The sequence below is a fragment of the uncultured Winogradskyella sp. genome (genome assembly GCF_947495255.1).
Classification (GTDB): domain Bacteria; phylum Bacteroidota; class Bacteroidia; order Flavobacteriales; family Flavobacteriaceae; genus Winogradskyella.
The window spans coordinates 278,896-301,190 of the sequence record NZ_CANLYI010000002.1 but is presented as its reverse complement, the minus strand read 5'-3'; the positions used below and the strand labels follow the sequence as shown (position 1 = coordinate 301,190).

General features: G+C 30.8%; 21 protein-coding genes. All 21 read left to right on the top strand.

The window, feature by feature from the left end; all coding sequences use genetic code 11:
- Window positions 1-12: 12 nt before the first annotated feature.
- Window positions 13-1,269 (top strand): GTP-binding protein, encoded by a 1,257-nt coding sequence (locus tag Q0807_RS04090; RefSeq protein WP_299106690.1) that lies wholly within the window; start codon window positions 13-15, stop codon window positions 1,267-1,269.
- A 9-nt stretch (window positions 1,270-1,278) separates the two neighbouring features.
- Complete coding sequence (gene cysQ, locus Q0807_RS04085) at window positions 1,279-2,067, top strand: 3'(2'),5'-bisphosphate nucleotidase CysQ (protein WP_299106688.1); 789 nt, start codon at window positions 1,279-1,281, stop codon at window positions 2,065-2,067.
- A 138-nt stretch (window positions 2,068-2,205) separates the two neighbouring features.
- A complete protein-coding gene (gmd, locus tag Q0807_RS04080; RefSeq protein ID WP_299106686.1) occupies window positions 2,206-3,321 on the top strand; it encodes a GDP-mannose 4,6-dehydratase in 1,116 nt (371 codons plus the stop codon).
- A gap of 1 nt (window position 3,322) precedes the next feature.
- Complete coding sequence (locus Q0807_RS04075; RefSeq protein ID WP_299106986.1) at window positions 3,323-4,273, top strand: GDP-L-fucose synthase; 951 nt, start codon at window positions 3,323-3,325, stop codon at window positions 4,271-4,273.
- A 63-nt stretch (window positions 4,274-4,336) separates the two neighbouring features.
- Window positions 4,337-6,319 (top strand): acyltransferase family protein, encoded by a 1,983-nt coding sequence (locus Q0807_RS04070; protein WP_299106684.1) that lies wholly within the window; start codon window positions 4,337-4,339, stop codon window positions 6,317-6,319.
- Between the two features lie 73 nt (window positions 6,320-6,392).
- On the top strand, window positions 6,393-7,916 hold the full coding sequence (locus tag Q0807_RS04065; protein ID WP_299106682.1) for an MATE family efflux transporter: 1,524 nt from the start codon (window positions 6,393-6,395) through the stop codon (window positions 7,914-7,916).
- 197 nt (window positions 7,917-8,113) lie between these two features.
- Complete coding sequence (locus Q0807_RS04060; protein ID WP_299106680.1) at window positions 8,114-8,653, top strand: hypothetical protein; 540 nt, start codon at window positions 8,114-8,116, stop codon at window positions 8,651-8,653.
- Between the two features lie 154 nt (window positions 8,654-8,807).
- A complete protein-coding gene (locus Q0807_RS04055; protein WP_299106678.1) occupies window positions 8,808-9,413 on the top strand; it encodes a sulfotransferase in 606 nt (201 codons plus the stop codon).
- 62 nt (window positions 9,414-9,475) lie between these two features.
- Window positions 9,476-10,345 carry a glycosyltransferase family 2 protein gene (locus Q0807_RS04050; protein WP_299106674.1) on the top strand — a complete coding sequence of 290 codons (870 nt, stop codon included), beginning with the start codon at window positions 9,476-9,478 and terminating at the stop codon, window positions 10,343-10,345.
- A gap of 2 nt (window positions 10,346-10,347) precedes the next feature.
- Window positions 10,348-11,427, top strand: coding sequence for a glycosyltransferase family 4 protein (locus Q0807_RS04045; protein ID WP_299106672.1), 1,080 nt, complete (start codon window positions 10,348-10,350; stop codon window positions 11,425-11,427).
- A complete protein-coding gene (locus tag Q0807_RS04040; protein WP_299106670.1) occupies window positions 11,411-12,304 on the top strand; it encodes a polysaccharide pyruvyl transferase family protein in 894 nt (297 codons plus the stop codon). The genes Q0807_RS04045 and Q0807_RS04040 overlap by 17 nt, the downstream gene beginning before the upstream one ends.
- On the top strand, window positions 12,305-13,435 hold the full coding sequence (locus Q0807_RS04035) for a glycosyltransferase (protein ID WP_299106668.1): 1,131 nt from the start codon (window positions 12,305-12,307) through the stop codon (window positions 13,433-13,435).
- A gap of 7 nt (window positions 13,436-13,442) precedes the next feature.
- A complete protein-coding gene (locus tag Q0807_RS04030; RefSeq protein ID WP_299106666.1) occupies window positions 13,443-14,372 on the top strand; it encodes a glycosyltransferase family A protein in 930 nt (309 codons plus the stop codon).
- A 76-nt stretch (window positions 14,373-14,448) separates the two neighbouring features.
- On the top strand, window positions 14,449-15,753 hold the full coding sequence (locus tag Q0807_RS04025; RefSeq protein ID WP_299106664.1) for an O-antigen ligase: 1,305 nt from the start codon (window positions 14,449-14,451) through the stop codon (window positions 15,751-15,753).
- Window positions 15,750-16,787 (top strand): glycosyltransferase, encoded by a 1,038-nt coding sequence (locus tag Q0807_RS04020; RefSeq protein WP_299106662.1) that lies wholly within the window; start codon window positions 15,750-15,752, stop codon window positions 16,785-16,787. The genes Q0807_RS04025 and Q0807_RS04020 overlap by 4 nt, the downstream gene beginning before the upstream one ends.
- A 35-nt stretch (window positions 16,788-16,822) precedes the next feature.
- A complete protein-coding gene (locus Q0807_RS04015; RefSeq protein ID WP_299106660.1) occupies window positions 16,823-17,986 on the top strand; it encodes a glycosyltransferase in 1,164 nt (387 codons plus the stop codon).
- On the top strand, window positions 17,983-18,933 hold the full coding sequence (locus Q0807_RS04010; protein ID WP_299106658.1) for a UDP-glucuronic acid decarboxylase family protein: 951 nt from the start codon (window positions 17,983-17,985) through the stop codon (window positions 18,931-18,933). The genes Q0807_RS04015 and Q0807_RS04010 overlap by 4 nt, the downstream gene beginning before the upstream one ends.
- Before the next feature lie 15 nt (window positions 18,934-18,948).
- Window positions 18,949-19,497, top strand: a complete 549-nt coding sequence (locus Q0807_RS04005) for a WcaF family extracellular polysaccharide biosynthesis acetyltransferase (protein ID WP_299106656.1) — start codon at window positions 18,949-18,951, stop codon at window positions 19,495-19,497.
- Window positions 19,498-19,500: 3 nt separating this feature from the next.
- The gene (locus Q0807_RS04000) at window positions 19,501-20,250 is read left to right on the top strand and encodes a glycosyltransferase family 2 protein (protein WP_299106654.1); all 750 of its coding nucleotides are present in this window, start codon (window positions 19,501-19,503) and stop codon (window positions 20,248-20,250) included.
- 97 nt (window positions 20,251-20,347) lie between these two features.
- On the top strand, window positions 20,348-21,439 hold the full coding sequence (locus Q0807_RS03995; RefSeq protein WP_299106652.1) for a glycosyltransferase family 4 protein: 1,092 nt from the start codon (window positions 20,348-20,350) through the stop codon (window positions 21,437-21,439).
- 132 nt (window positions 21,440-21,571) lie between these two features.
- Window positions 21,572-22,294: a polysaccharide biosynthesis/export family protein gene (locus Q0807_RS03990; RefSeq protein ID WP_299106650.1), complete on the top strand. Its 723-nt coding sequence runs from the start codon at window positions 21,572-21,574 to the stop codon at window positions 22,292-22,294.
- Window position 22,295: the final 1 nt, after the last annotated feature.

The window sequence follows — 22,295 nt, the reverse complement described above, 5'->3', positions numbered from 1 at the left end:
TATTAAAAAAAAATGGATTATCAAGATATAGAATTATTGCGTTTTACAACTGCAGGTAGTGTAGATGATGGAAAGAGTACATTAATAGGACGTTTATTATATGATAGTAAATCAATTTTTCAAGATCAATTAGATGCTGTAGAAGAATCTAGTAAATCTAAAGGTTTTGACTATGTAGATTTATCGTTACTTACGGATGGTTTAAAGTCAGAGCGCGAGCAAGGTATTACTATAGATGTAGCTTATCGTTATTTCGCAACACCTAAGCGTAAATTTATTATTGCAGATACACCTGGTCATATTCAATACACACGTAATATGGTAACAGGCGCTTCAACTGCAAATTTAGCCATTATACTAATTGATGCTAGAAAAGGAATGTTGGAGCAAACGCATCGTCATGCATTTATTGCTTCACTTTTACGAATTCCTCATGCTATTGTATGTGTAAATAAAATGGACTTGGTAGATTATAGTGAAGATGTATATAATGGAATAGTTTCAGATTTTAATGCCTTTTCTTCTAAGTTAGGTATTAGCGATATTCAATTTATTCCTATTTCAGCATTAAATGGTGATAATGTGGTGAATCGTTCTGAGAACATGGATTGGTATCAAGGAAGTACTTTAATGTATCATTTAGAGACGGTTCATATCTCTAGCGATTATAACTTGGTAGATTGTCGTTTTCCGATTCAATCAGTTATTCGTCCTCACACATTAGAAAATCAAGATTATAGAGGTTTTGCAGGTCGTATTGATGGTGGTGTTTTTAAGCCTGGTGATAAAGTGAAATCTTTACCATCTGGATTTGTTTCAACAATTAAGACTATAGAACTTAATGGAGAACAGATAGCTGAGGCTTTTGCACCTATGTCTGTAACAATGACATTGGAAGATGAAATAGATAACAGTCGTGGAGATATGATTGTGCGTGAAAATAATGTTCCTGAAATCGGACAAGATTTAGATGTATTAGTGACTTGGATGAGTACAAAGCCAATTCACGCTAGGACCAAAGTCGTTGTAAAACATACAACGAATGAATCTGTTGGTATGGTTAAAGAGTTAAAATATAAGATTGATATTAATACATTGCATCGTATTGAGAATGTTGAAAAGATCGAGATGAATGATATCGCACGTTTATCAATTAGAACAGCTAAACCAATGTTTTATGATTCTTATAAAAGAAATAGACAAACCGGAAGTATCATTATAATAGACGAACAAACCAATGAAACTATTGGAGCAGGAATGATTATATAATTTTTTTAGATGATTCAAAATTTAAAAATAGCTGTTACTGCAGCATTAGAAGCAGGTAAAGAAATTTTAGAAATATATCATTCTGATGATTTTGGCGTAGAGCTTAAAGGTGATAATTCTCCTTTGACTAAGGCAGATTTAGCATCTCATAATGTTATAATGGCGCATTTAAGTGCGACTAATATTCCTGTGCTTTCAGAAGAAGGCAGGTCAATTCCATACCTAGATAGAAAAGATTGGAATCAGTTATGGATTGTTGATCCAATTGATGGCACCAAAGAGTTTATAAAAAGAAATGGTGAGTTTACGGTTAACATCGCTTTAATTGAAAATCAAAAAACGGTTATTGGTGTTATTTATGTGCCAGTTTTAAATGATCTTTATTTCTCAACAAATGAAATAGGCGCTTTTAAAGTTAAGGTGGATATTGATGATTATAATATTGATGATTTATTAAAATTGGGTCAGAAATTGCCTTTAGAGCGCAATGATAAAACATTTACTGTTGTAGCAAGTCGGTCTCACATGTCACCAGAAACAGAAACTTATGTTGCAGACATGAGACAAAAACATGGCGAGGTAAATTTAATCTCAAAAGGAAGTTCGTTAAAGTTGTGTATGGTTGCAGAAGGACAGGCAGATTGCTACCCTAGATTTGCACCAACGATGGAGTGGGATACAGCTGCAGGTCAGGCAATTTGTGAACACGCTGGTTTCGAAGTAATTGATTGGGAGACTAAAAAACGAATGCTTTATAACCGAGAAGAGTTATTAAATGCTTGGTTTTTAGTAAAATAAATGAGAAGGTAAAATTGTAATATATAGGGCTATATTTTTGAAAAAGTCAAATAGAATTATAAAGTCCTACTATTTTAGTTAAATTTGTGTCAAAATTATCAAGTGCAGTTTTAAGCACGAAAATCGAGAATTATTTTAATGAGTAAAGTTGCATTTATCACAGGAGTTACAGGGCAAGATGGTGCCTATTTAAGTGAGTTTTTATTGAAAAAAGGATATGAAGTTCACGGATTAAAACGTCGTTCTTCTTTATTTAATACAGACCGAATAGATCACTTATATCAAGATCCACATGTAGATCATCAAAATTTCTATTTACACTATGGTGATATGACGGATAGTACCAATCTAATACGATTGATAAAAGAAATTCAACCAGATGAGATTTATAACTTAGCAGCAATGAGTCATGTTGCTGTGTCATTTGAAATTCCAGAATATACCGGGAATGCAGATGGTTTAGGGACGTTACGTATTTTAGATGCCGTACGTTTATTAGGCCTAGAGAAGAAAACCAGAATATACCAAGCTTCTACTTCAGAGTTATATGGTAAAGTACAAGAAGTGCCGCAGTCAGAAACAACACCATTTTATCCAAGGTCACCATATGCAGTTGCAAAAATGTATGCCTATTGGATAACCGTAAATTATCGAGAAGCTTATGGTATGTATGCTTGTAATGGTATTTTATTTAATCACGAATCTCCAATTAGAGGCGAAACTTTTGTAACACGTAAAATTACAAGAGCAGTATCTAGAATTGCATTAGGATTGCAAGATAAGTTTCATTTAGGAAATTTAGATGCTCAAAGAGATTGGGGACACGCCAAAGATTATGTTCGTATGATGTGGATGATTCTTCAAGCTGATGAGGCAGAAGACTGGGTGATTGCAACAGGTAAGACGACTAGAATTAGAGATTTCGTTCATATGAGTTTTGCAGAAGTTGGTATAGAGTTAGAGTTTAAAGGTGAAGGCGAAGATGAAAAAGCTTACGTTACAAAATGTAACAACCCTAAGTATCAAGTTGAAATTGGTAAAGAAGTTTTAGCTGTTGACCCTCGTTATTTTAGACCAACAGAAGTAGAGTTACTGATAGGTGATGCCTCTAAAGCAAAAAATAAATTAGGTTGGGAATGTAAATATGATTTAGCCGCTTTAGTTAAAGACATGATGCAAGGTGATATTAAGGTGATGAAAGAACAACAATACCTTGATGAAGGAGGTTTTAAAACTATGAATTATTTTGAGTAATATATCTAAAGATTCAAAAATATACATTGCTGGTCATCGTGGAATGGTAGGTTCTTCTGTTTGGCGAGCCCTAGAGGCTAAAGGTTATAAAACCATAATAGGTAAGACCAGTGCCGAACTCGATTTACGACATCAGCAAGCTGTTATCGATTTTATAAACAATGAGAAACCAGATATCATTATAGATGCTGCAGCCAGAGTTGGTGGGATTTTAGCAAATAATGAAAATCCGTATCCATTTTTAATGGAGAATTTGCAGATTCAAAATAACTTAATCGATGCAGCTCATAAAGCAGATATTCAAAAATTTATATTTTTAGGAAGTTCTTGTATTTATCCAAAATTTGCACCACAACCCTTAAAAGAAGAGTATTTACTGACAGATAGTTTAGAGCCAACGAATGAATGGTACGCTATTGCAAAAATTGCAGGTGTTAAAGCTTGTGAAGCTATTAGAAAACAATACGGCAAAGACTTTGTAAGCTTAATGCCAACCAATTTGTATGGTCCAAATGATAATTTCGATTTAAAAAGCTCACACGTGTTGCCAGCTATGATGCGAAAGTTTCATGAAGCTAAAGCAACCAACGCTCCTGTAAAATTATGGGGAAGTGGTACACCAATGCGAGAGTTTCTACATGTAGATGATTTAGCCCAAGCCGTACTTTTTGCTGTTGAGAATATATTACTAGAACATTTATACAATGTGGGCACTGGGACTGATGTTACTATAAAAGAATTGGCGGTGACTATTCAGAACATTGTGGGTCATAAAGGAGAAATAGTTTGGGATATTACCAAACCAGATGGTACACCACGTAAATTGATGGATAGTTCTAAGCTTCAAAATGAAGGTTGGAAGGCTAAAGTAATGTTAGGAATGGGAATCGAAAAGACTTATGACTGGTTTTTGAAACATATCGATAATATTAAGGAAGTGAAAATTATTTAAATAATTTTGTCCTCTGCTTAACATCTTAACTTATCAACCCTATTTTTACTTAATTATCAATAAATGAATCTAATAACTGGTTTTAAGTACAGACCTGAAATTGACGGACTAAGAGCTCTTGCTGTTTTGGTAGTTGTATTTTATCACGTTGGTCTTGGTTTTCCTGGTGGATTTATAGGTGTCGATATATTCTTTGTGATATCCGGTTACCTCATAACCTCATTAATTGTAAAAGAACTTCAAGAAAATAGATTTTCATTTCTTAATTTTTACGGTAGACGAATTCGCCGAATTTTCCCTGCATCGGCTGCTATGGTACTTATAACAATGGTTATGGGATGGTTTTTACTTTTGCCATCTGATTTTATAGCATTAGGGAAGTCGGTGATAAGCCAGACTTTTTTTAGTTCTAATATTTATTTTTGGAGAAATACCAATTATTTTGCAGAGTCAGCAGAATTACAACCTTTACTTCATACATGGTCTTTATCTGTTGAGGAACAATTCTATATGGTAGTTCCTTTGTTATTATGGGCATTGATTAAATGGGCAAAAATAAGTTCTAGAATAAAATTAATGACAGTATTGGCTACAGCTTTTTTTATGAGTTTGGCTCTAAGTGTTTTTTTATTGCCAAAAATGCAGGCCTTTACGTTCTACATGCTTCCTACTCGAGCATGGGAACTATTAATTGGTTCATTAGTAGCACTTCTTCCTATAATTAGTTTGTTAAAACGACAAGTTGTAAGAGAGTTAATTGTAAGTATAGGATTATTAGGAATACTTTTACCATGTTTCTTATATACTAAGGAGACTTTGTTTCCTGGTTTATTAGCGATACCACCATGTTTAGGTACGGCATTGTTTATATTAGGAGCTTCTCCTAATTATAATAATCGATTACCATTAGCTGCTAAAATATTTACGTGGCGCCCAATTATTTTTATAGGTCTTATTTCATATTCATTATACTTATGGCATTGGCCGCTAATTGCATTTTCTAATTATTGGGCTCTTGAAGAGTTTTCTACAATGTATAAATGGAGTATAGTTATACTGAGTTTTATTTTAGGAGTCGCATCTTGGCGCTTTGTAGAAACACCTTTCCGAAAAAAAACACTGGCCAAAAATAGTAAATCATTATACGCTTATTCAATAATAGTTTCAATGATATTTTTAATATGTGGATTTGCATTGTACCTAAATAAAGGTTTTGTAAATCGATACAGTGAAAAAGTCATTGCTTATGATAATGCAAAATCAGAAGGTTTAGTTGAAAATAGAATTAGTTTACCTCTGAGTTTGGAGGAAGCAAAATCTGGAAATTTTCCTGTTTTCGGTAATTCTGATTCAGAAGTAATTGATGTCTTGGTGTGGGGGGATTCTCACGCAAGATCTATTCTGCCAGGAGTTATAAAAGCTGCTGGTAAAAACAATAAAGTAGCGGCTGCTTGGTATACCAGCACAGCTCCAATTATTAATAATATACCATCTAAAATATATCAAAAATTTTCACTCTTGGAACAAAGTCCTTCATGGTCAAAGGCTATTTTAGAACAAGTTAAAAATAAGAAGATTCCCAATGTAGTTCTTGCAGCTAGGTGGAGTAGTTGTTATAATTCATTAATGATGGAGTTTAATGGAGATACGATTGGAGTTAGAAATTTTAATATGAATCTTTTGAACACCATAAAATCTCTAAATGATGCTGGTGCACAAGTTTGGATTTTCAAAGAGGTTCCTAGTCATCATATTTCTGTACCAAAAGCTTTAATAAAAAAAGAATTATTTGGAGATAATATCTCTCAATATATATGTAATAAAGAGGGGCTAAACGAGCAAAATAGGTTTTTTGATTTAGTGCAGAATAAATTGGAACTCGCAGGAGCAAAAGTCTTAAATGCTTCCGATTTGTTATTTGATAATGAAGAGATGCATTATAGGATTAATTTTGAAGAGACTGCATTATATTATGATAATCAGCACTTAACACAGGAAGGCGCTAAGAAATTATCGAAAGTCTTTAATCCTATTTTTTTTAAGTAAACTGTTGATTAACAACGTATTATTAATAAAGTGTTTATGATTACTTAACATGAGAAATTAGATTTAATACTATATGAGTTATAAGAAAATTTTTACGAATACAATTTTTTTGTATGGTAAATCTATTTTAACAGTATTTATTACTATGTACTCCACACGTCTTATTCTTAAGGCGATGGGAGTAGAGGATTATGGAATTTATAGCTTGATTGGTGGTGTGATTTCTATGCTCATTTTCTTGAATTTGGCAATGTCTTCAGCAACTCAACGGTACATTTCTATATTCTTAGGAAAAGGTCAATATAATAAGTTGAATTCTATTTTTCATACGACTGTATTGTTTCATTTAATAATAGCAATTTGTTTAGTTATTATACTGGAGATTATTGGATTATTTTTATTTGATGGATTTTTAAATATTCCAATTGATAGAATAGAATCGGCTAAAGTTATTTTTCAATTTGTGATTGTAAGTACTTTTTTCTCTATAAATGCGGCACCTTATGATGCGCTAATCAAAGCACATGAGGATATGAAATTTTTAGCTATTGTAGGAGTTTTTGAAACACTTGTAACATTAGGAATTGCAATTTTTATTACTTATTCTTCTCAAGATAAATTGTTAACTTTTGGATTTTTAAATATGCTCTTGATTATTCTGTCTCGAATTATTAGGAGTGTATTTTGTAAATTAAATTACAATGAATCGAAGTTGAGTTTTAATAAATTCAAAGAACATTTTATGTTTAAAGAAATGTTTGCTTTTGCGAGATGGAATTTGTTAGGTACGATTAGTTTTTTGGCAAGAAGTCAAGGGGTTGGTGTTGTTTTAAATTTATTTTTAGGAACGGTTGCAAATACAGCATATGGAATATCTCGGCAATTGTCAAACCAAGTTAATTTTTTTTCACAGACAATATTCAATACGTTTCGACCACAAATTGTAAAAAACGAAGGAGCAGGAAAGAGAACTGAAATGATTTCTATGTCTTTGGTGTTGTGCAAATTTAGTTACTTGTTATTGGCATTTGCTGCAATACCAGTATTATTTGAAATGTATCAAGTATTGCTTTTTTGGCTAGGTGAAGTACCGAGATTTACGGTAATAATTTGTACTGGTTTAATATTATCTTTGCTAACTAATCAAATAACGATAGGACTGGATGCGGCAATACATGCTATAGGAGATATAAGAAAGTATATGCTTGTTGGAGGGCTTTTAAAATTTTTGTTAATTCCAATTGCGTACGTTATATTATATTTTGAATTGACTATTATATATATTATGTTTTCATATTTACTCGTGGATATAATTGTTGGATTAATAAGATATAAAATTTTTAAGGGACTAATAAAATTTGAGAAGGTTAATTTTGTGAAAACAGTCATAATTCCAGTTGCTATACCAACAATAATTACTGTAGTATGGATGGTATTATTTAAAATGAAAATAGATTTTGAGTATCGATTTTTTTATACTGTTATCTCGGGAGCAATTATTTTTGTGATAAGTTCATTTTTATTTTCCTTTTCTAAAAATGAAAGAAAGTTAGGGGTTTCGAAAATAAAATCATTATTATTAAAACAAAAGAAGTGAGTTTATCGTCTAAAATATCAAATAGATTTTTTTGGTTTTATAAAATTAACCGCAAGTTTTTATTTAAAAAAAACACGATAAGAATTGCTGTTAACAGTAGGTGTGAAATTGGAAATAATGTAAAAATCAGGAATTCAAATATATTTGTTGGACCTAATTCGGAATTAATAATTGGAGACAATAGTATGTTAATTAATGTGAATTTAGTTGTTAATGGTAGATGTTTTGTTGGAGAAAACAATAGTATTGGTGTTAAAAATAATTTTCAAAAAATAAACTATTTAATAAGTGGTTCTGTAAGGATAGGCCATAATAATAAGGTTGAAAGTTCAATGCTATTAAGATTTCATTCTAATTTAATTATTGGTAATTATAATGTTATTAATAAAGGTAGCCAAATTCGTTGTGATGAAGAAATAATTATTGGTAACTTTAATCAAATATCTTATGATACCATGATTTGGGATACAAACACGCATAATATTTATTCTGCAAAAAAGAGAAGAGAATTAACTATATCATATCATTCTGGATATGAGTACGAAAAACCGAACACAAAACAAGTTTTAATTGGTGATGACAATTGGATTGGAAAAAGTGTAGTTATTTTAAAAGATACTCAAATAGGCGATAAATGTATAATTGCATATGGAACCTTACTGAGTAAAATTAAAGTTAAGAATTCTATGACTATAATGCAAAATATCGAACTTAAAACGTTTGAGAATAATGTTTGAGATTAATATATGATTCTCTTTAATAGCTGTAAAATTATTTTTAGTGTAACTTTTTTAGCTTTTTAATAGTGAAATTATGTTTTTTAATTAATCCTTACGGTCACAATTGTATTGGTTATCCAAAAAATATAATTATAATAGAAAAATTTGAATTTTGAAAAGAAAACTAATAGTTAGACGAACAATAAATAAAGTAAGATATTGGAAAAAGTTACTGGTATTACTTTTTAGTAAATCTAGATACGGCCCTAAAATATTTTGTATCGGTTACAACAAAACGGGAACAACTACTTTAGGTAAATCATTAAAAATGTTGGGTTATAAGCATAGTTCTTTTGATAGAAAAATATATCGAAAGTATTATTTAAAATCAAAGTATAATAAAATAATAGACTATACATCAAAGTTTGAATCCTTTGATGATTTACCTTGGCTAAAAGAGGATATGATTCCTGTGTTAGACAAGGCTTTTCCTGGGAGTAAATTTATATATTTAACGAGGGAAGAACACGCGTGGAAAAAATCATTTTACAAATGGACATATAAAACAAAGGGAGCATATCCAGATGTAGAGGAAGGTTGGGAGGCTTATAAAAAGCATGAGGCATTTGTACTTGATTATTTTAAGGCGCACCCTAAGGACCAATTTATAGTTTTAGATGTCAAGGATAAAACAGGTTTTGAGAAATTAGCATTGTTTTTAGGTAAAACACCCATACAAGCAAATTTTCCGCATTTTAATCAAACTAGTAAATATTAATTATAGCCTCGATTTTTATAGCACTCTGATGCGTGTTAAGAAATGAAAAGAATTGGAAATAAATGAAAATTTCAGTAGTAATACCTTATTTTAAAAATGCGAAAAATATTGAAAACACTTTAAATAGTGTTATATCTCAGGTTTTTCAAGATTTTGAAATATTAATTATCAATGATGCTTCTCCAGATTGGGATGTAGCTTTACCAATTATAGAAAGTTTTAAAGATGCTAGAATAAAAACCTTAACTCATCAAAAAAACAAAAATGGTGCAGCCGCGAGGAATACAGGAATAAAAGCAAGTAAAGGAATGTATATTGCTTTTTTAGATGCAGACGACGAATGGTTGCCTAATCATTTAAATAATTTAATAGAAGTACTGAAAACAGAATCACCAGAGGCGGTTTATACAACATGTACTGTATTAAGTGCGAACAGGTTTTCTTACACTACTCCCAAAAAAGCTCTAAAAACGAGTAAAAATATCGGAGAATACCTTTTTGCAGATGAGGGATTTATGCAAACTTCTGGTTTAATGGTTAAAACTGAAATGGCTAAATTATGTTTATTTAATGAAGATTTAATACGGCACCAAGATTATGATTTTCTTTTACAACTAGAGCATGCTAAAGCCGAATTTGCTTGGTCTAAAGAGCCTACAGTAATTGTGCATTGGGAAGAAAATAATATAGATTATAAAGGTGGTACATGGATTTATTCTTTAAACTGGTTTAAACAGTATAGAAACTATCTCTCAACTAAAGGAAGAACTCATTTTATATTTAAATTTGTTGTACTAAGAAATTTTAAAAAGAGACATGTATTAAAAGGGTTTAAATACTTTTTTAAGTATTGTAAGCCTTGGCACTTATCGTTAAAAAATTACTATTTTATGATGTCTACCATTTTATTTGGAAAAGTTATAGTACCATAAATATGAAAAATATTATTAATAATTACCCTGACGGTTATGCTGAAGTTAGAAATATAATTACGACTGAACATAATTATATTCACAAAAAGGATATTTTTAGTTTAGGTCTAAAACTAATGCATAAATTTACAGGTAAGGGCTATCACCCGTTTTGGAAAGGGCTTTTTTTTAATCCTTTAGATTCCAAAACAAGCTGTCACTTTTTTAATACCATAAATTTAGGACGTAATCCTTGGAAAGTTCATTTTGAAACAACATTGCCAAGATTAGGTGATGCACCTAAATTTGTTTATGATGTGGCTATTAAAAAATTGGCGTCAAAAAATTGTGAACAAATAATAGCACTTTCAACTTGTACGTATAAATTGCAAATAAAGTATTTAGAAAAAAATTACCCTCAATATTTAGAGGTAATTAAAAGTAAAATGATTGTTCAGTTACCACCTCAAAAAAGTCTTATTAAAACTTATAATGAGAAAATATTGAGTACCAATAAAATCATTTTTACCATTGTAGGTTCAGATTTTTTTAGAAAAGGAGGTTTAGAGGTTTTGCAAGTTTTCGAAAACTTAATACCATCAAACAAGGAGTTGTTTCTTAATATTGTAAGCACCATGAATTTTGGGGATTATGCAACACGAACAGAGACACGTCATTTAAAAAGAGCTCAAAATATTATTGAAAAATTTCCAGATAATATTAAGCATTTTAAGCGTTTAAAAAATGATGATGTTTTGGAGTTGTTTAAAGCATCACATGTAGGTTTATTACCTACTTGGGCGGATTCATTTGGGTATTCTATTCTAGAGGCTCAGGCTTGCGGTTGTCCGGTGATTACAACGGATATAAGAGCTATACCAGAAATTAACTCTAATGAAATGGGGTGGGTTATTACAGTGCCAAAGGATGAGGATAGAAATGGTGCATTAGCTACCGAAAATGAGCGTACTGTATTTGCTTCAACAGTAAAAAAAGAATTAAATCAGATTGTGCTCGATATCATAAAAAATAAGGATAGTATAAAAAATAAGGGAGAGAAAGCACTCCAGAATATAAAAAATAACCATGAAAAAAACAGTTGAACTCGTTTATCATAAAGGACAAAACTTTGGGGATGCCTTAAATCCATTTATATTTGAAAATTATTTGGGTGATAATTTCTCGGAAACGGGAGATGTGAAATTAATTGGAATAGGTACTATTCTTGGACTTAAAAAAATAGAGGCTTTAAAAATTGTATTTTCTTCTGGCGCTACAAAAGGTAATGACGGCACCTATGGTAAAGCTCCATTAATAGATGAATCGTATGATGTTTTTTGTGTAAGAGGACCAAAAACTGCAGAACTTTTAGGGATAAATAATTCTTATGCTGTATGTGATGGTGCCTACCTGCTTAATGATTTTTATGATTTCTCAGTTAAGAAGAAATACAAATATGCTTACATGCCACATCATAAAAGTGAAGACATGTATAGAGAGTTAAAAAAGGTTTTTGCAGACTTAGGTATAAAATTTATTAGTCCTGCAGATCCCTATAAAAAAGTATTAAAAGAATTAGCCCAATCTGAGAAAGTTATCACTGACGCTATGCATGGTGCGATAGTTGCAGATGCCTTTAGGGTTCCCTGGATTCCTACAAAAGGTTATCCTTTTATTAATGATTTTAAGTGGGGTGATTTTACAAGTTCCATGGAAATAACTAACTTTAAATTTAATCAGCTTCCTAAACTTCATGATATTAGTTTTTTTGAGAAAATAATAAAGGATAAAATAAAAATAGCATTTATAGCGAAATTTTTAGCACCAATAGTTTCTAAATTTAGAGTGCATAGTTATAAGAGAAAAATTCAACAAATAATAAAAGCAGATCAATTTTATTTGTCAAATGATAAAATAATTGAGTCTAAAGTTGCTCAGTTGAAGAATAAATTAGAAGCTTTAAAAATTAAATATTTCTAAATGAGATTACTTTTAATGACAACGATGGGGGGAAATCCTTGGGGTGGAAGTGAGCATCTATGGTGCGAACTAGCAAAGACAGCACTAAAAGGACAGCATGACGTTTTTATTAGTTATTACAGATGGCAGAGTAAGCCTATAGAAATAAAAGCATTAGAGGATTTAGGGATTAAATCTTTTAAGCGACGACGGATAAATTATTCAACACTATATAAGAAACCGATTGGTCTTTTGAATAAGTACCTTTTTTCACCTTTAGAACTGTCACATCTATTAAAAACCTCAAAACCGAATCATATTTTGATAAGTATGGGGAGTTTTTCGGAGTTAGAAATAAAACTATACCAAAAGTTTTTTAATAATCTAAATATACCATTTAGCTTAATAATACATGTAAATCCAGAAGATCGTTATTTTGGTTTTGAGGTGGCTAAAAGTATTAAAGTGATTTGTGAAAAAGCTTCAAATATATTTTTTGTATCAAAGCGTTTATTAGAAATCTCTAAACGACAAATTGGTTATGATTTTCCGAATGGTAAAATTATAAACAACCCAGTAAATATGACGTCTTTTTCTAAGGTCGTATATAAAGGAGATAAAACAGTTTTAAACATGGCTTGTGTTGGTCGTCTTAATACAAAAGTTAAAGGACAGTCTTTATTGTTACAAGTACTTGCTCAAGATAAATGGAAACAGCGTAATTGGAATTTAAATATTTATGGAAAAGGCCCAGATGAAGTTTTACTAAAATATTTATGCAAAAATTGGAATTTAGAGAGTAAGGTTCATTTTAATGGTCATGTTGATGATATACGTAAAGATATTTGGGAAAAAAACCAAGTTTTAGTAATGCCATCCTATTTTGAAGGTTTACCATTAGCTCTGGTAGAGGCAATGCTATGTGGTAGAACCGCTATGTCTACCGACGTTGGTGGAGCAATTGAAATATTACCAGAAAAATTGGGTTTCTTTTCATATGGTGTAAATTTTTCTGCCATAGATAAAGCGATGGAACATTTATGGTTAGAAAAGGATTCTTTATTAGAAAAAGGAGAACTGGCAACTAAAGAAATTAATGCGTATTTAAATTCATTTCCTAATTATGCTCAAGTTATTGATAGCTTAAAATAGATATAGGATGAATAGTTTGGTTTCAGTTATAATACCAGTATTTAATAGAGAAAATTTTATATATGAATGTTTGGAATCTATTCTAAAACAAACTTATAGGCCAATTGAAGTTATTCTTGTGGATGATGGTTCTACGGATAATAGTATATCATTGATTAAAAAATATATTAAGGAGAATTCTGTTAAAGATATATTTGATATAAGATTATTTCAACAAAAAAATTCAGGCGCGCCTAAAGCAAGAAATAAAGGATTATTTGAAGCTCATGGAGAATATGTTCAGTTTTTTGATTCTGATGATTTATTATTGCCAAATAAGTTAGAGCATCAAATTTCTATATTTAATAAAAATATAGATATCGTTTATTCTAAGACTCAAGTTTTTTTAAATAATAGAGACTGTCTCGTTGAAAAGTTTTGGGGAAGAGAATTAACTGGGGAATATATAGATTATTTTGAGTTCCCTTGGCAAACTATGTGTGCTTTATATAGACGAAATTATTTAATTTCTAATAATATAGTTTGGAATGAAGATTTGAAGATGCATCAGGATTGGGAGTTTTCAATGCAACATGTTATTCAAACAGATAAAATTGTATTTCTTAATGAAGTAAATTCATTATACAGAAGTCACGATTATGATAGAATAGGTCTTAATTTGTCGACGGATAAATTAAAAAGTATTGAAGACGCACTTTTTAGTATTTATAAAAAGCTAGAAGATAAAAAACTCGTGTCAAGCAGTCTTAAGTTTCTTTATTTTAAGAGACTTAGTTTTTGTTTTTATAAATATGGATTGGGTTCATATAATAAAGAAAAAAGGGCTGTTTGGGAAAGAATGTATTACATAAGAAAAGACTTAAGTCTAGTACTTTGGCCACTATTGTGGTTGAATTCTTTATTTTTTAAGATTTTTAGAATAGTCTATAAAGAATAAATAGGTGTAATTCAATAAAATATTTTTTTCTATAATTTTTTTAAAAGAAATTAAATAATATCTTAAATCCAAAATAGTGTCAAAATATATTAATATCATTCGTAATCATAAAATGACCTTATTATGGCTTTTAGCACTAATATTAGGAGGTATGATTGGTGGTGTTGTTCTAGCTAGTGCGGTTTGCTTGTCTTTATTTACTATATCAAAAGCTAATCAAAAAGTCGAAACCTTATTTGTGTTTTTCATTGTTATATACTTTTTGGGTGATAATTTTTCTGGAGTTTTTAGCTTTGCACAAAATTTAAGATTTGTTATACTGGGTATTGGCTTACTTATTTTAATAGGTTTTCAACTTACTAATCGTAATGTCGCCTTTAATATTTTGCCCTTCAGTATTGTGGCAACATTAATAACATATAGTTTGTCGCCTTTAGGTATAGAGGCTACAGCAAGAGGTCTAAGTTATTTTTTAGTAGCATTAGTAATCTTTAAATGTGTGCAATTGTTAGTCGAATATGATGCGAAACGTTTTTATAATTTAGTTATAACCGTATTGGCGTTCTACTTTTTTTTGAATTTAATTTTAAATTTTATACCATTTATTGATGTAAAGTATATTAAAGGACGTTATGCTGGTGTAATGGCAAACCCAAATGGTTTAGGTATGGCGGCTATGTTTTCATATGCTGTTGTAGATATCATTTGGAGAAAAAAACAAAGTACCTTTGATAAACGGTTTTTTAAGGTATTTAAAATTGTTCTAATTGTGTTAGTATTATTATCGGGTTCTCGTACATCTATATTTGCAATTATGGCTTACGAAATGAGTATACGACTATTAAAGCATAAAATATTATTAATTATTGCCTTGTTATTTGTGGTCTATGTATATGGAATTAGTGCAACCCTGAGTCCTAGTGCTGTTATATCATCGTTGGGTTTGTCAGATTTTTTAAGAACCGATACGCTTGATGACGCAAGTGGCAGAACGGAGGTTTGGGTAGTAGCCATTGCAGAAATATATAACCAACCTTGGTTAGGTAAAGGCATGCTCTATGATAATTATTTTATAAAACTATATGGAGATCGTTTTTTGGGGGAATTTAGAGCCAGACATTGGTATGGTATTTGGAATTCGTATTTAAGTTTACTACTTAATGTAGGTATTATTGGTTTAATGGCGTTTTCTTTTTTTTGGTATAAAATGTATACTTTAAGTAAAATGAAAATTGTTAGATTTGCTTTTTTAATGATGTGTTTATTTTCAGCAATCTCAGAATCTTGGATGGCAGCATCTATGAATGCTTTTATGCCATTGGTGTTTACATGTTGGGGCTTACAAATCTATCAACCTAAATATAACTCAAAAGTTTTATGAATATTTTAGTGCTCTACACGCGTTTAACGGGCTATTGGATGGCTTGTATGCGAAAGGATGTTGCCTTAAACAATAATAAATATTTGGTCTACAGAACGAAACCAAGTAAAGATGCGCCTTTTAAGATAGAAAGTGAGCCAGGGATTACTATTTGCGATTATTCTGAGGGCGCATTTAGTGCTATGCAAGCTGAAGTTAATGAGTTTAAACCCAGTTTAATATATATTGCAGGTTGGACGAATAAGCAATATTTAAAAATTGCAAAAACTTATAAAACGAAAGGTGTACCTGTAATAACAGGCATGGATAATCAATGGTTAGGCACCATAAAACAATATGTGGCATCCTTATTTAGTAATTTTCTTATTCGTAAATATGTAACTCATATATGGGTTGCCGGAAAGCCACAATATTATTATGCACGTAAATTAGGTTTTAAATCTCAACATATTTTAACGGGCTTATACTGTGCTGATGAATCTATTTTTGAAAGTGTTAACCAAACGAAGCATCAAAAGCAATTAATTTTTGTTGGTAGAATAGTAGATCATAAAGGTGTAGAAATTTTATTTGAGGCTGTTGAAGAATTATTGAAATCTAAAGATTGTAATTTAAAATTACACGTTATAGGAAGTGGGCCATTAGAGCATTTAATACCCAAACATTCAAATGTTATTCACACACCTTTTGTGAATCCTGAGGAGATACCTAGTTTGTTAACTAATGCAGGAACTTTTATTTTGCCAAGTCTATATGAGGCTTGGGGAGTTGTTGTGCATGAAGCCGCTTTAGCAGGTTTGCCAATTGTGTCTACATATCAATGTGGTGCTGCAACAGAATTGCTGATTGATGGATTTAATGGATATTCATATGATGCAACAGATAAAAAGGCTTTGATTCAAATTATAAAAAAGCTAGTTGAACAAGATGAAACTGATTATTTTAAGATGTCTAAAAATAGTAAGTTTTTGGCTTCAACTATAAATTTAAAGCGATGGACTGCTCAAATAAACTCTGTAAAAAATAGTAATTAATTTTATTTATAAACAAAATAGAAGTTTACGCAATAATGGAGAAACAGAAAGTATTAATATGCATCGATTGGTTTTTACCTGCTTATAAAGCTGGTGGCCCTATTCAATCCATAGCTAATCTAGTAAATCACACCAAGACTGAATTTGATTATTATATTGCGACCTCTAACTCAGATTTGGACAGTCCATTAAGTTTACCTGAAGAGGCATTAAATGTATGGAGTGAGAAAGACGGGTTTAAAGTTGTTTACTTAGATCCAGCTCATCAAACCTTAAAGTATTATAAACAATTATTTATTAAAGAAGCTTTTGATGTGGTGTATTTTAATTCACTATTTTCTCAAAAGTTTACTTTATTACCGTTAATGCTTTTTAAGAATTTAAACATTCGTAAGGTTTTGGCACCTAGAGGAATGTTGGGTAAGGGAGCTTTAGAAATTAAGCCATTAAAGAAAAAAATATTCCTAACCCTTTTTAAGGTTTTAGGGTTGCAAAAAAAAGTAGTTTGGCATGTTACTGCAGAAAGTGAAGCCTTTGAGGTATATACACATTTTGGGAAAGGATGTAATGTATTGTTAGCTCCAAATTTATCAGCTAAAGCGAAACAAAAAATTGAGCCAAAAGAGAAGAGAGTAAACGAGCTTAATGTGTTTTTTTTATCTCGTATTGCGGTTAAGAAGAATTTGGGAGAAGCTATTAATTATTTGGCTGAAATAAAGAACTTATATAACGTTAGCTTTAGTATTATTGGACCAAAAGATGAAATGGAATATTGGCAAGATTGTGAGATTAAAATAAAACAACTCCCCAAAAATATTTCGGTAAAATATTTAGGAGCTATTCCGCATCAAGACATTTCAAAAAAATTAATTAATCAGCACATATTATTATTGCCAACACAACATGAGAATTTTGGTCATGTTATTATGGAATCATGGCAAAATGGTTGTCCAGTGGTTATTTCAGACCAAACACCATGGCAAGGCCTAGAAAAAGATAAACTAGGGTTTAATATTCCGTTAACGAAGAAGAATGAGTTTATAGCAGCAATAGAATTATTTTGCGCTATGAACAAAGATGAATATCATACATGGTCTAATGCATCTGTTAACTTTTCGAAGAAATTTACTGAAAACCCAGAGCTCATAGAACAAAATAAAGCCTTATTTTTGAACACATTAAATAATTATTATAAATGAAAAGAATTTTAGTTACTGGAGGTGCGGGTTTTGTAGGCTCACATTTATGCGAACGTTTACTTAATGAAGGAAACGAAGTGATTTGTTTAGATAACTATTTTACAGGTTCTAAGAATAATATAGAGCATTTAATGGATCACCATTATTTTGAATTGGTACGTCATGATATTATTAACCCTTATATGATTGAGGTTGATGAAATTTATAATATGGCTTGTCCTGCATCACCAGTTCATTATCAATATAATCCTATTAAAACGATAAAGACTTCTGTAATGGGAGCTATAAATATGTTAGGTCTGGCTAAACGTGTAGGTGCAAAAATTTTGCAAGCTTCTACTAGTGAAGTTTATGGAGATCCATCTGTGCACCCACAACCAGAGAGTTATTGGGGAAATGTGAATCCTATAGGTTTGCGATCTTGTTATGATGAAGGTAAGCGTTGTGCAGAAACCCTATTTATGGATTATCACACACAAAACGAAGTAGCGATTAAAATTATTAGAATATTTAATACCTATGGTCCGAGAATGCATCCTCAAGATGGACGCGTTGTTTCTAATTTTATAATGCAAGCTTTAAAAGGAGATGATATAACCATATTTGGAGAAGGTACACAAACACGTAGCTTTCAATATGTTGACGACCTTGTAGAAGGAACAATACGTATGATGAATAGTAGAGATGGTTTTGTCGGACCTGTTAATATAGGTAATCCAGTAGAATTTACAATGTTAGAATTGGCAGAAATGGTTATAGAATTGACTAATTCAAAATCAAAAATCATTCATTTACCATTGCCTCAAGATGATCCTATGCAACGTCAACCAGTAATAGATTTGGCTAAAAAAGAGTTAAATGACTGGGAACCAAAGATTCATCTTAGAGAAGGTTTAGGGAAAACGATTAATTATTTTGATGGGTTAATTAAATCTAATAAAGCTTAAAGCGGTCCCAGTATTTTGAAAACAGACTTGTCTAAATATGATAATAGTTGGTATAATCCAGGTTCAAAAATAAAACGACTTCTATGGTATTTTGTAAGTTGGTTTTTTTTTGAAGGCGGTTGGAATATCTCTTCAGGTTTAAAATTGTTTTTGTTAAAACAATTTGGAGCTAAAATAGGTGATGGTGTTGTAATTAAACCAAAAGTTACTATTAAATACCCATGGAAACTTAGTATTGGTAATAACTGTTGGGTCGGAGAATCCGTTTGGATAGATAACCTAGATCAAGTTACGTTAGGAGACAATGTTTGTATTTCTCAAGGCGCACTTTTACTTTGTGGAAACCATAATTACAAAATCTCAAGTTTCGATTTGTTTGTCGCTCCAATTCACTTAAAAGAAGGGAGTTGGGTAGGTGCTAAAGGTAGTGTAGCTCCAGGTGTTATTTTTGAAAGTCATGCGGTTCTTAGTTTAGGTTCAGTGGCAACTTGTAATTTAGAAGCCTATGGGATTTATAGTGGTAATCCTGCGGTTAAAGTAAAAACCAGAAAAATTGATAATTAGTAAATGAAAGTTTCTATAATTACTGCAACTTATAATAGTGCAAGTACAATTAAGACTTGTATGGACTCTGTTCTGAATCAAACCTATCGTGATATTGAGTATATTATTGTAGATGGTGGTTCTAAAGATGAAACGTTAAGTTATATAGAAGAAAAAGCGGCAGAACACCCAGAAATTGTTTTTAATTCTGAGCCAGATAAGGGTATTTATGATGCTTTGAATAAAGGAATAATGAAAGCTACAGGTGACGTTGTTGGTTTTGTACATTCTGATGATTTTTTAGCAGAAACTTTTATTATTGAGGATATTGTAAATGCTTTTAAAAGTGAAAATGTTGATGGTGTTTATGGTAACCTACATTATATAGCATTAGAAAACACAGATAAGGTTATACGAAATTGGGTAAGTGAACCATTTCGATCTAAACTTTTAAAGCAAGGTTGGATGCCAGCCCATCCAACACTATATTTAAAGAAAGAACTTTACGATAAACATGGTGGTTTTGATTTGTCTTATAAAATAGCTGCAGATTATGACTTTATTTTGCGTATATTTAAGCAAGATGATTTAAAGTTTTATTTTCTTCCTAAAACAGTTGTGAAAATGCGAGTAGGAGGAGCGAGTAATAGAAGTTTGAAAAATATTATGCAGAAAACAAAGGAAGATTATAGGGCTATTAAAGTAAATGATGTAGGAGGTTGGGTGACAATTTTCATAAAAAACGTGTCTAAACTAAAGCAGTTTGTATCATAGGTTTTATTTTATATTTTAAGTTTTTATTATCTAGATTGAAATCATATATTTATCGCAACTTTGTGTCCCTAAATCTTTAAAAATTATTGTTTAAATCATGGTAAAAGAATTACTTGAAAATTTTAACCCAATAGATTACGTTGGTTGGTTAGTTCTTATTGCTATTTTTATAGCCTTAGCGGTGTCTTTTGCTAGTTATCCTGCAATTATTTTAGTGGCCTTAAAAAAGAATTTGTTAGATAAATCAGGTCATAGAAGTAGTCATTCTGGTACAGTGCCAAACTTAGGAGGCATTGGTATCTACTTAAGTATTGTAGTTGCTCTTACTATTACAGGTGCACCTTTAGAGACCAAGAGTTTGTTTTTAATATTAGGAGGCATTACAGTACTGTTCTTTTTGGGATTAAAAGATGATATCTTAATATTATCACCTAGAAAGAAATTTATTGGTCAATTATTGGCAGCATTTCTTTTAATTATTTTTACAGATACAAGGATTTATGGTTTTTCAGGAATATTAGGTATTACTATTATGCCGTACTGGATTTCTGTTGGGTTTACACTTTTTGTTTATCTTTTGGTTATTAATGCTTTTAATCTAATTGATGGTGTAGATGGATTAGCTGGATCCTTAGCATTGATGGCTTGTATTGCTTTTGGAATTCTATTTTATTTATACGACGATATTAGCATGGTTGTACTGGCCGCTTCTGCTATAGGAGCGCTTATTTCTTTTTTGTATTTTAATTTTTCGAAACGAAGAAAAATGTTCATGGGAGATTCTGGATCCATGATTTTAGGATTTATTATTGCTGTTTTTGCCGTACGATTTATAGATACTTCAGAAAGTTCAAATACGAGTTTATTTAGTTCTTCTTCACCTGTGTTAACGTTGTCAATATTATTTTTTCCCTTACTTGATACGTTAAGAATCTTTTTTATAAGAATTGTAGTTCATAAAAAGAGTCCTTTTACTGCTGATAATAATCATTTGCATCATCGCTTTTTAAGTTGTGGGTTTACACATAAACAAACGACTACAACAATTGTGTTAACAAATATTGTGTTAATATTTGTGACCTATTTCTCAAGAAATTTTGATATAAATTGGCAACTGGTATTATTACTAGTTTCGGGTACTATACTTTATTCTTTATACTTTATTTTCAATTGGATAAAAAATAAATAGGGCTTTATTGAATCTAATCTATTTTATAAGCTAGATTAACTAATACTTTGTCAAAAGTATTATTGCGCTTATATTTGCCGCTATATTAAATACTTACTAATGTTAAAGTACTTTTGTTTTTTATTTTGCTTTATGCTTGTTTTTTCATGTACAAGTAAGAAAGAAATTCTTTATTTACAAGATGCGGATCAATATTCTAACCAAGAAATTGCCTATACTAATTCTCTAATGCAACCTAATGATGTTTTAAGGATTAACGTTAGTGCATTAATACCAGATTCTGCTATTCCATATAATAAAAAAACAGGTGGTGTAGGAAACAGTGTTGAATTAATGCAGTTAGATGGGTATTTGGTGTCAGAGGATTTAACGATTAATTTCCCAATATTAGGTGTGTTATCGGTTGCAGATAAGACCACACAGCAATTTGCTATTTATTTAAAGGCATTATTAGTAGATGGTGGTCACTTAAAAAATCCAACGGTAGATGTAAGATTAGTTAATGCTAAAGTTACAGTGCTAGGACAAGTTAACCAACCTGGTACTTTTAGTTTTACAGAGCAGAATGTTACTTTATTACAAGCTTTAGGTTATGCTGGTGATTTAACGATTAATGGTAAACGCGAAGATGTTAAAATAATAAGGTATGAAAATGGAATACAACAAATAGCTCATATCGACTTAACGTCTGCTGATTGGTTAAACGGACCATTTAATTTTGTTAAGCCTAATGACACTATTATTGTTGATCCTAATAATCCTAAAGTTAAAAGCGCTGGTTTTGTTGGTAATGTAGGCACTTTAATTTCTGTAGTATCAATTCTTTTCACTACAATTGTTTTAATTACAAAATAAA

Coding starts and splice junctions, on each gene's coding strand:
- Q0807_RS03990 (WP_299106650.1), top strand. CDS start 21,572: ATGCTTGTTTTTTCATGTACAAGTAAGAAAGAAATTCTTTATTTACAA.
- cysQ (WP_299106688.1), top strand. CDS start 1,279: ATGATTCAAAATTTAAAAATAGCTGTTACTGCAGCATTAGAAGCAGGT.
- Q0807_RS04000 (WP_299106654.1), top strand. CDS start 19,501: ATGAAAGTTTCTATAATTACTGCAACTTATAATAGTGCAAGTACAATT.
- Q0807_RS04015 (WP_299106660.1), top strand. CDS start 16,823: ATGGAGAAACAGAAAGTATTAATATGCATCGATTGGTTTTTACCTGCT.
- Q0807_RS03995 (WP_299106652.1), top strand. CDS start 20,348: ATGGTAAAAGAATTACTTGAAAATTTTAACCCAATAGATTACGTTGGT.
- gmd (WP_299106686.1), top strand. CDS start 2,206: ATGAGTAAAGTTGCATTTATCACAGGAGTTACAGGGCAAGATGGTGCC.
- Q0807_RS04050 (WP_299106674.1), top strand. CDS start 9,476: ATGAAAATTTCAGTAGTAATACCTTATTTTAAAAATGCGAAAAATATT.
- Q0807_RS04030 (WP_299106666.1), top strand. CDS start 13,443: ATGAATAGTTTGGTTTCAGTTATAATACCAGTATTTAATAGAGAAAAT.
- Q0807_RS04035 (WP_299106668.1), top strand. CDS start 12,305: ATGAGATTACTTTTAATGACAACGATGGGGGGAAATCCTTGGGGTGGA.
- Q0807_RS04065 (WP_299106682.1), top strand. CDS start 6,393: ATGAGTTATAAGAAAATTTTTACGAATACAATTTTTTTGTATGGTAAA.
- Q0807_RS04020 (WP_299106662.1), top strand. CDS start 15,750: ATGAATATTTTAGTGCTCTACACGCGTTTAACGGGCTATTGGATGGCT.
- Q0807_RS04090 (WP_299106690.1), top strand. CDS start 13: ATGGATTATCAAGATATAGAATTATTGCGTTTTACAACTGCAGGTAGT.
- Q0807_RS04040 (WP_299106670.1), top strand. CDS start 11,411: ATGAAAAAAACAGTTGAACTCGTTTATCATAAAGGACAAAACTTTGGG.
- Q0807_RS04045 (WP_299106672.1), top strand. CDS start 10,348: ATGAAAAATATTATTAATAATTACCCTGACGGTTATGCTGAAGTTAGA.
- Q0807_RS04010 (WP_299106658.1), top strand. CDS start 17,983: ATGAAAAGAATTTTAGTTACTGGAGGTGCGGGTTTTGTAGGCTCACAT.
- Q0807_RS04070 (WP_299106684.1), top strand. CDS start 4,337: ATGAATCTAATAACTGGTTTTAAGTACAGACCTGAAATTGACGGACTA.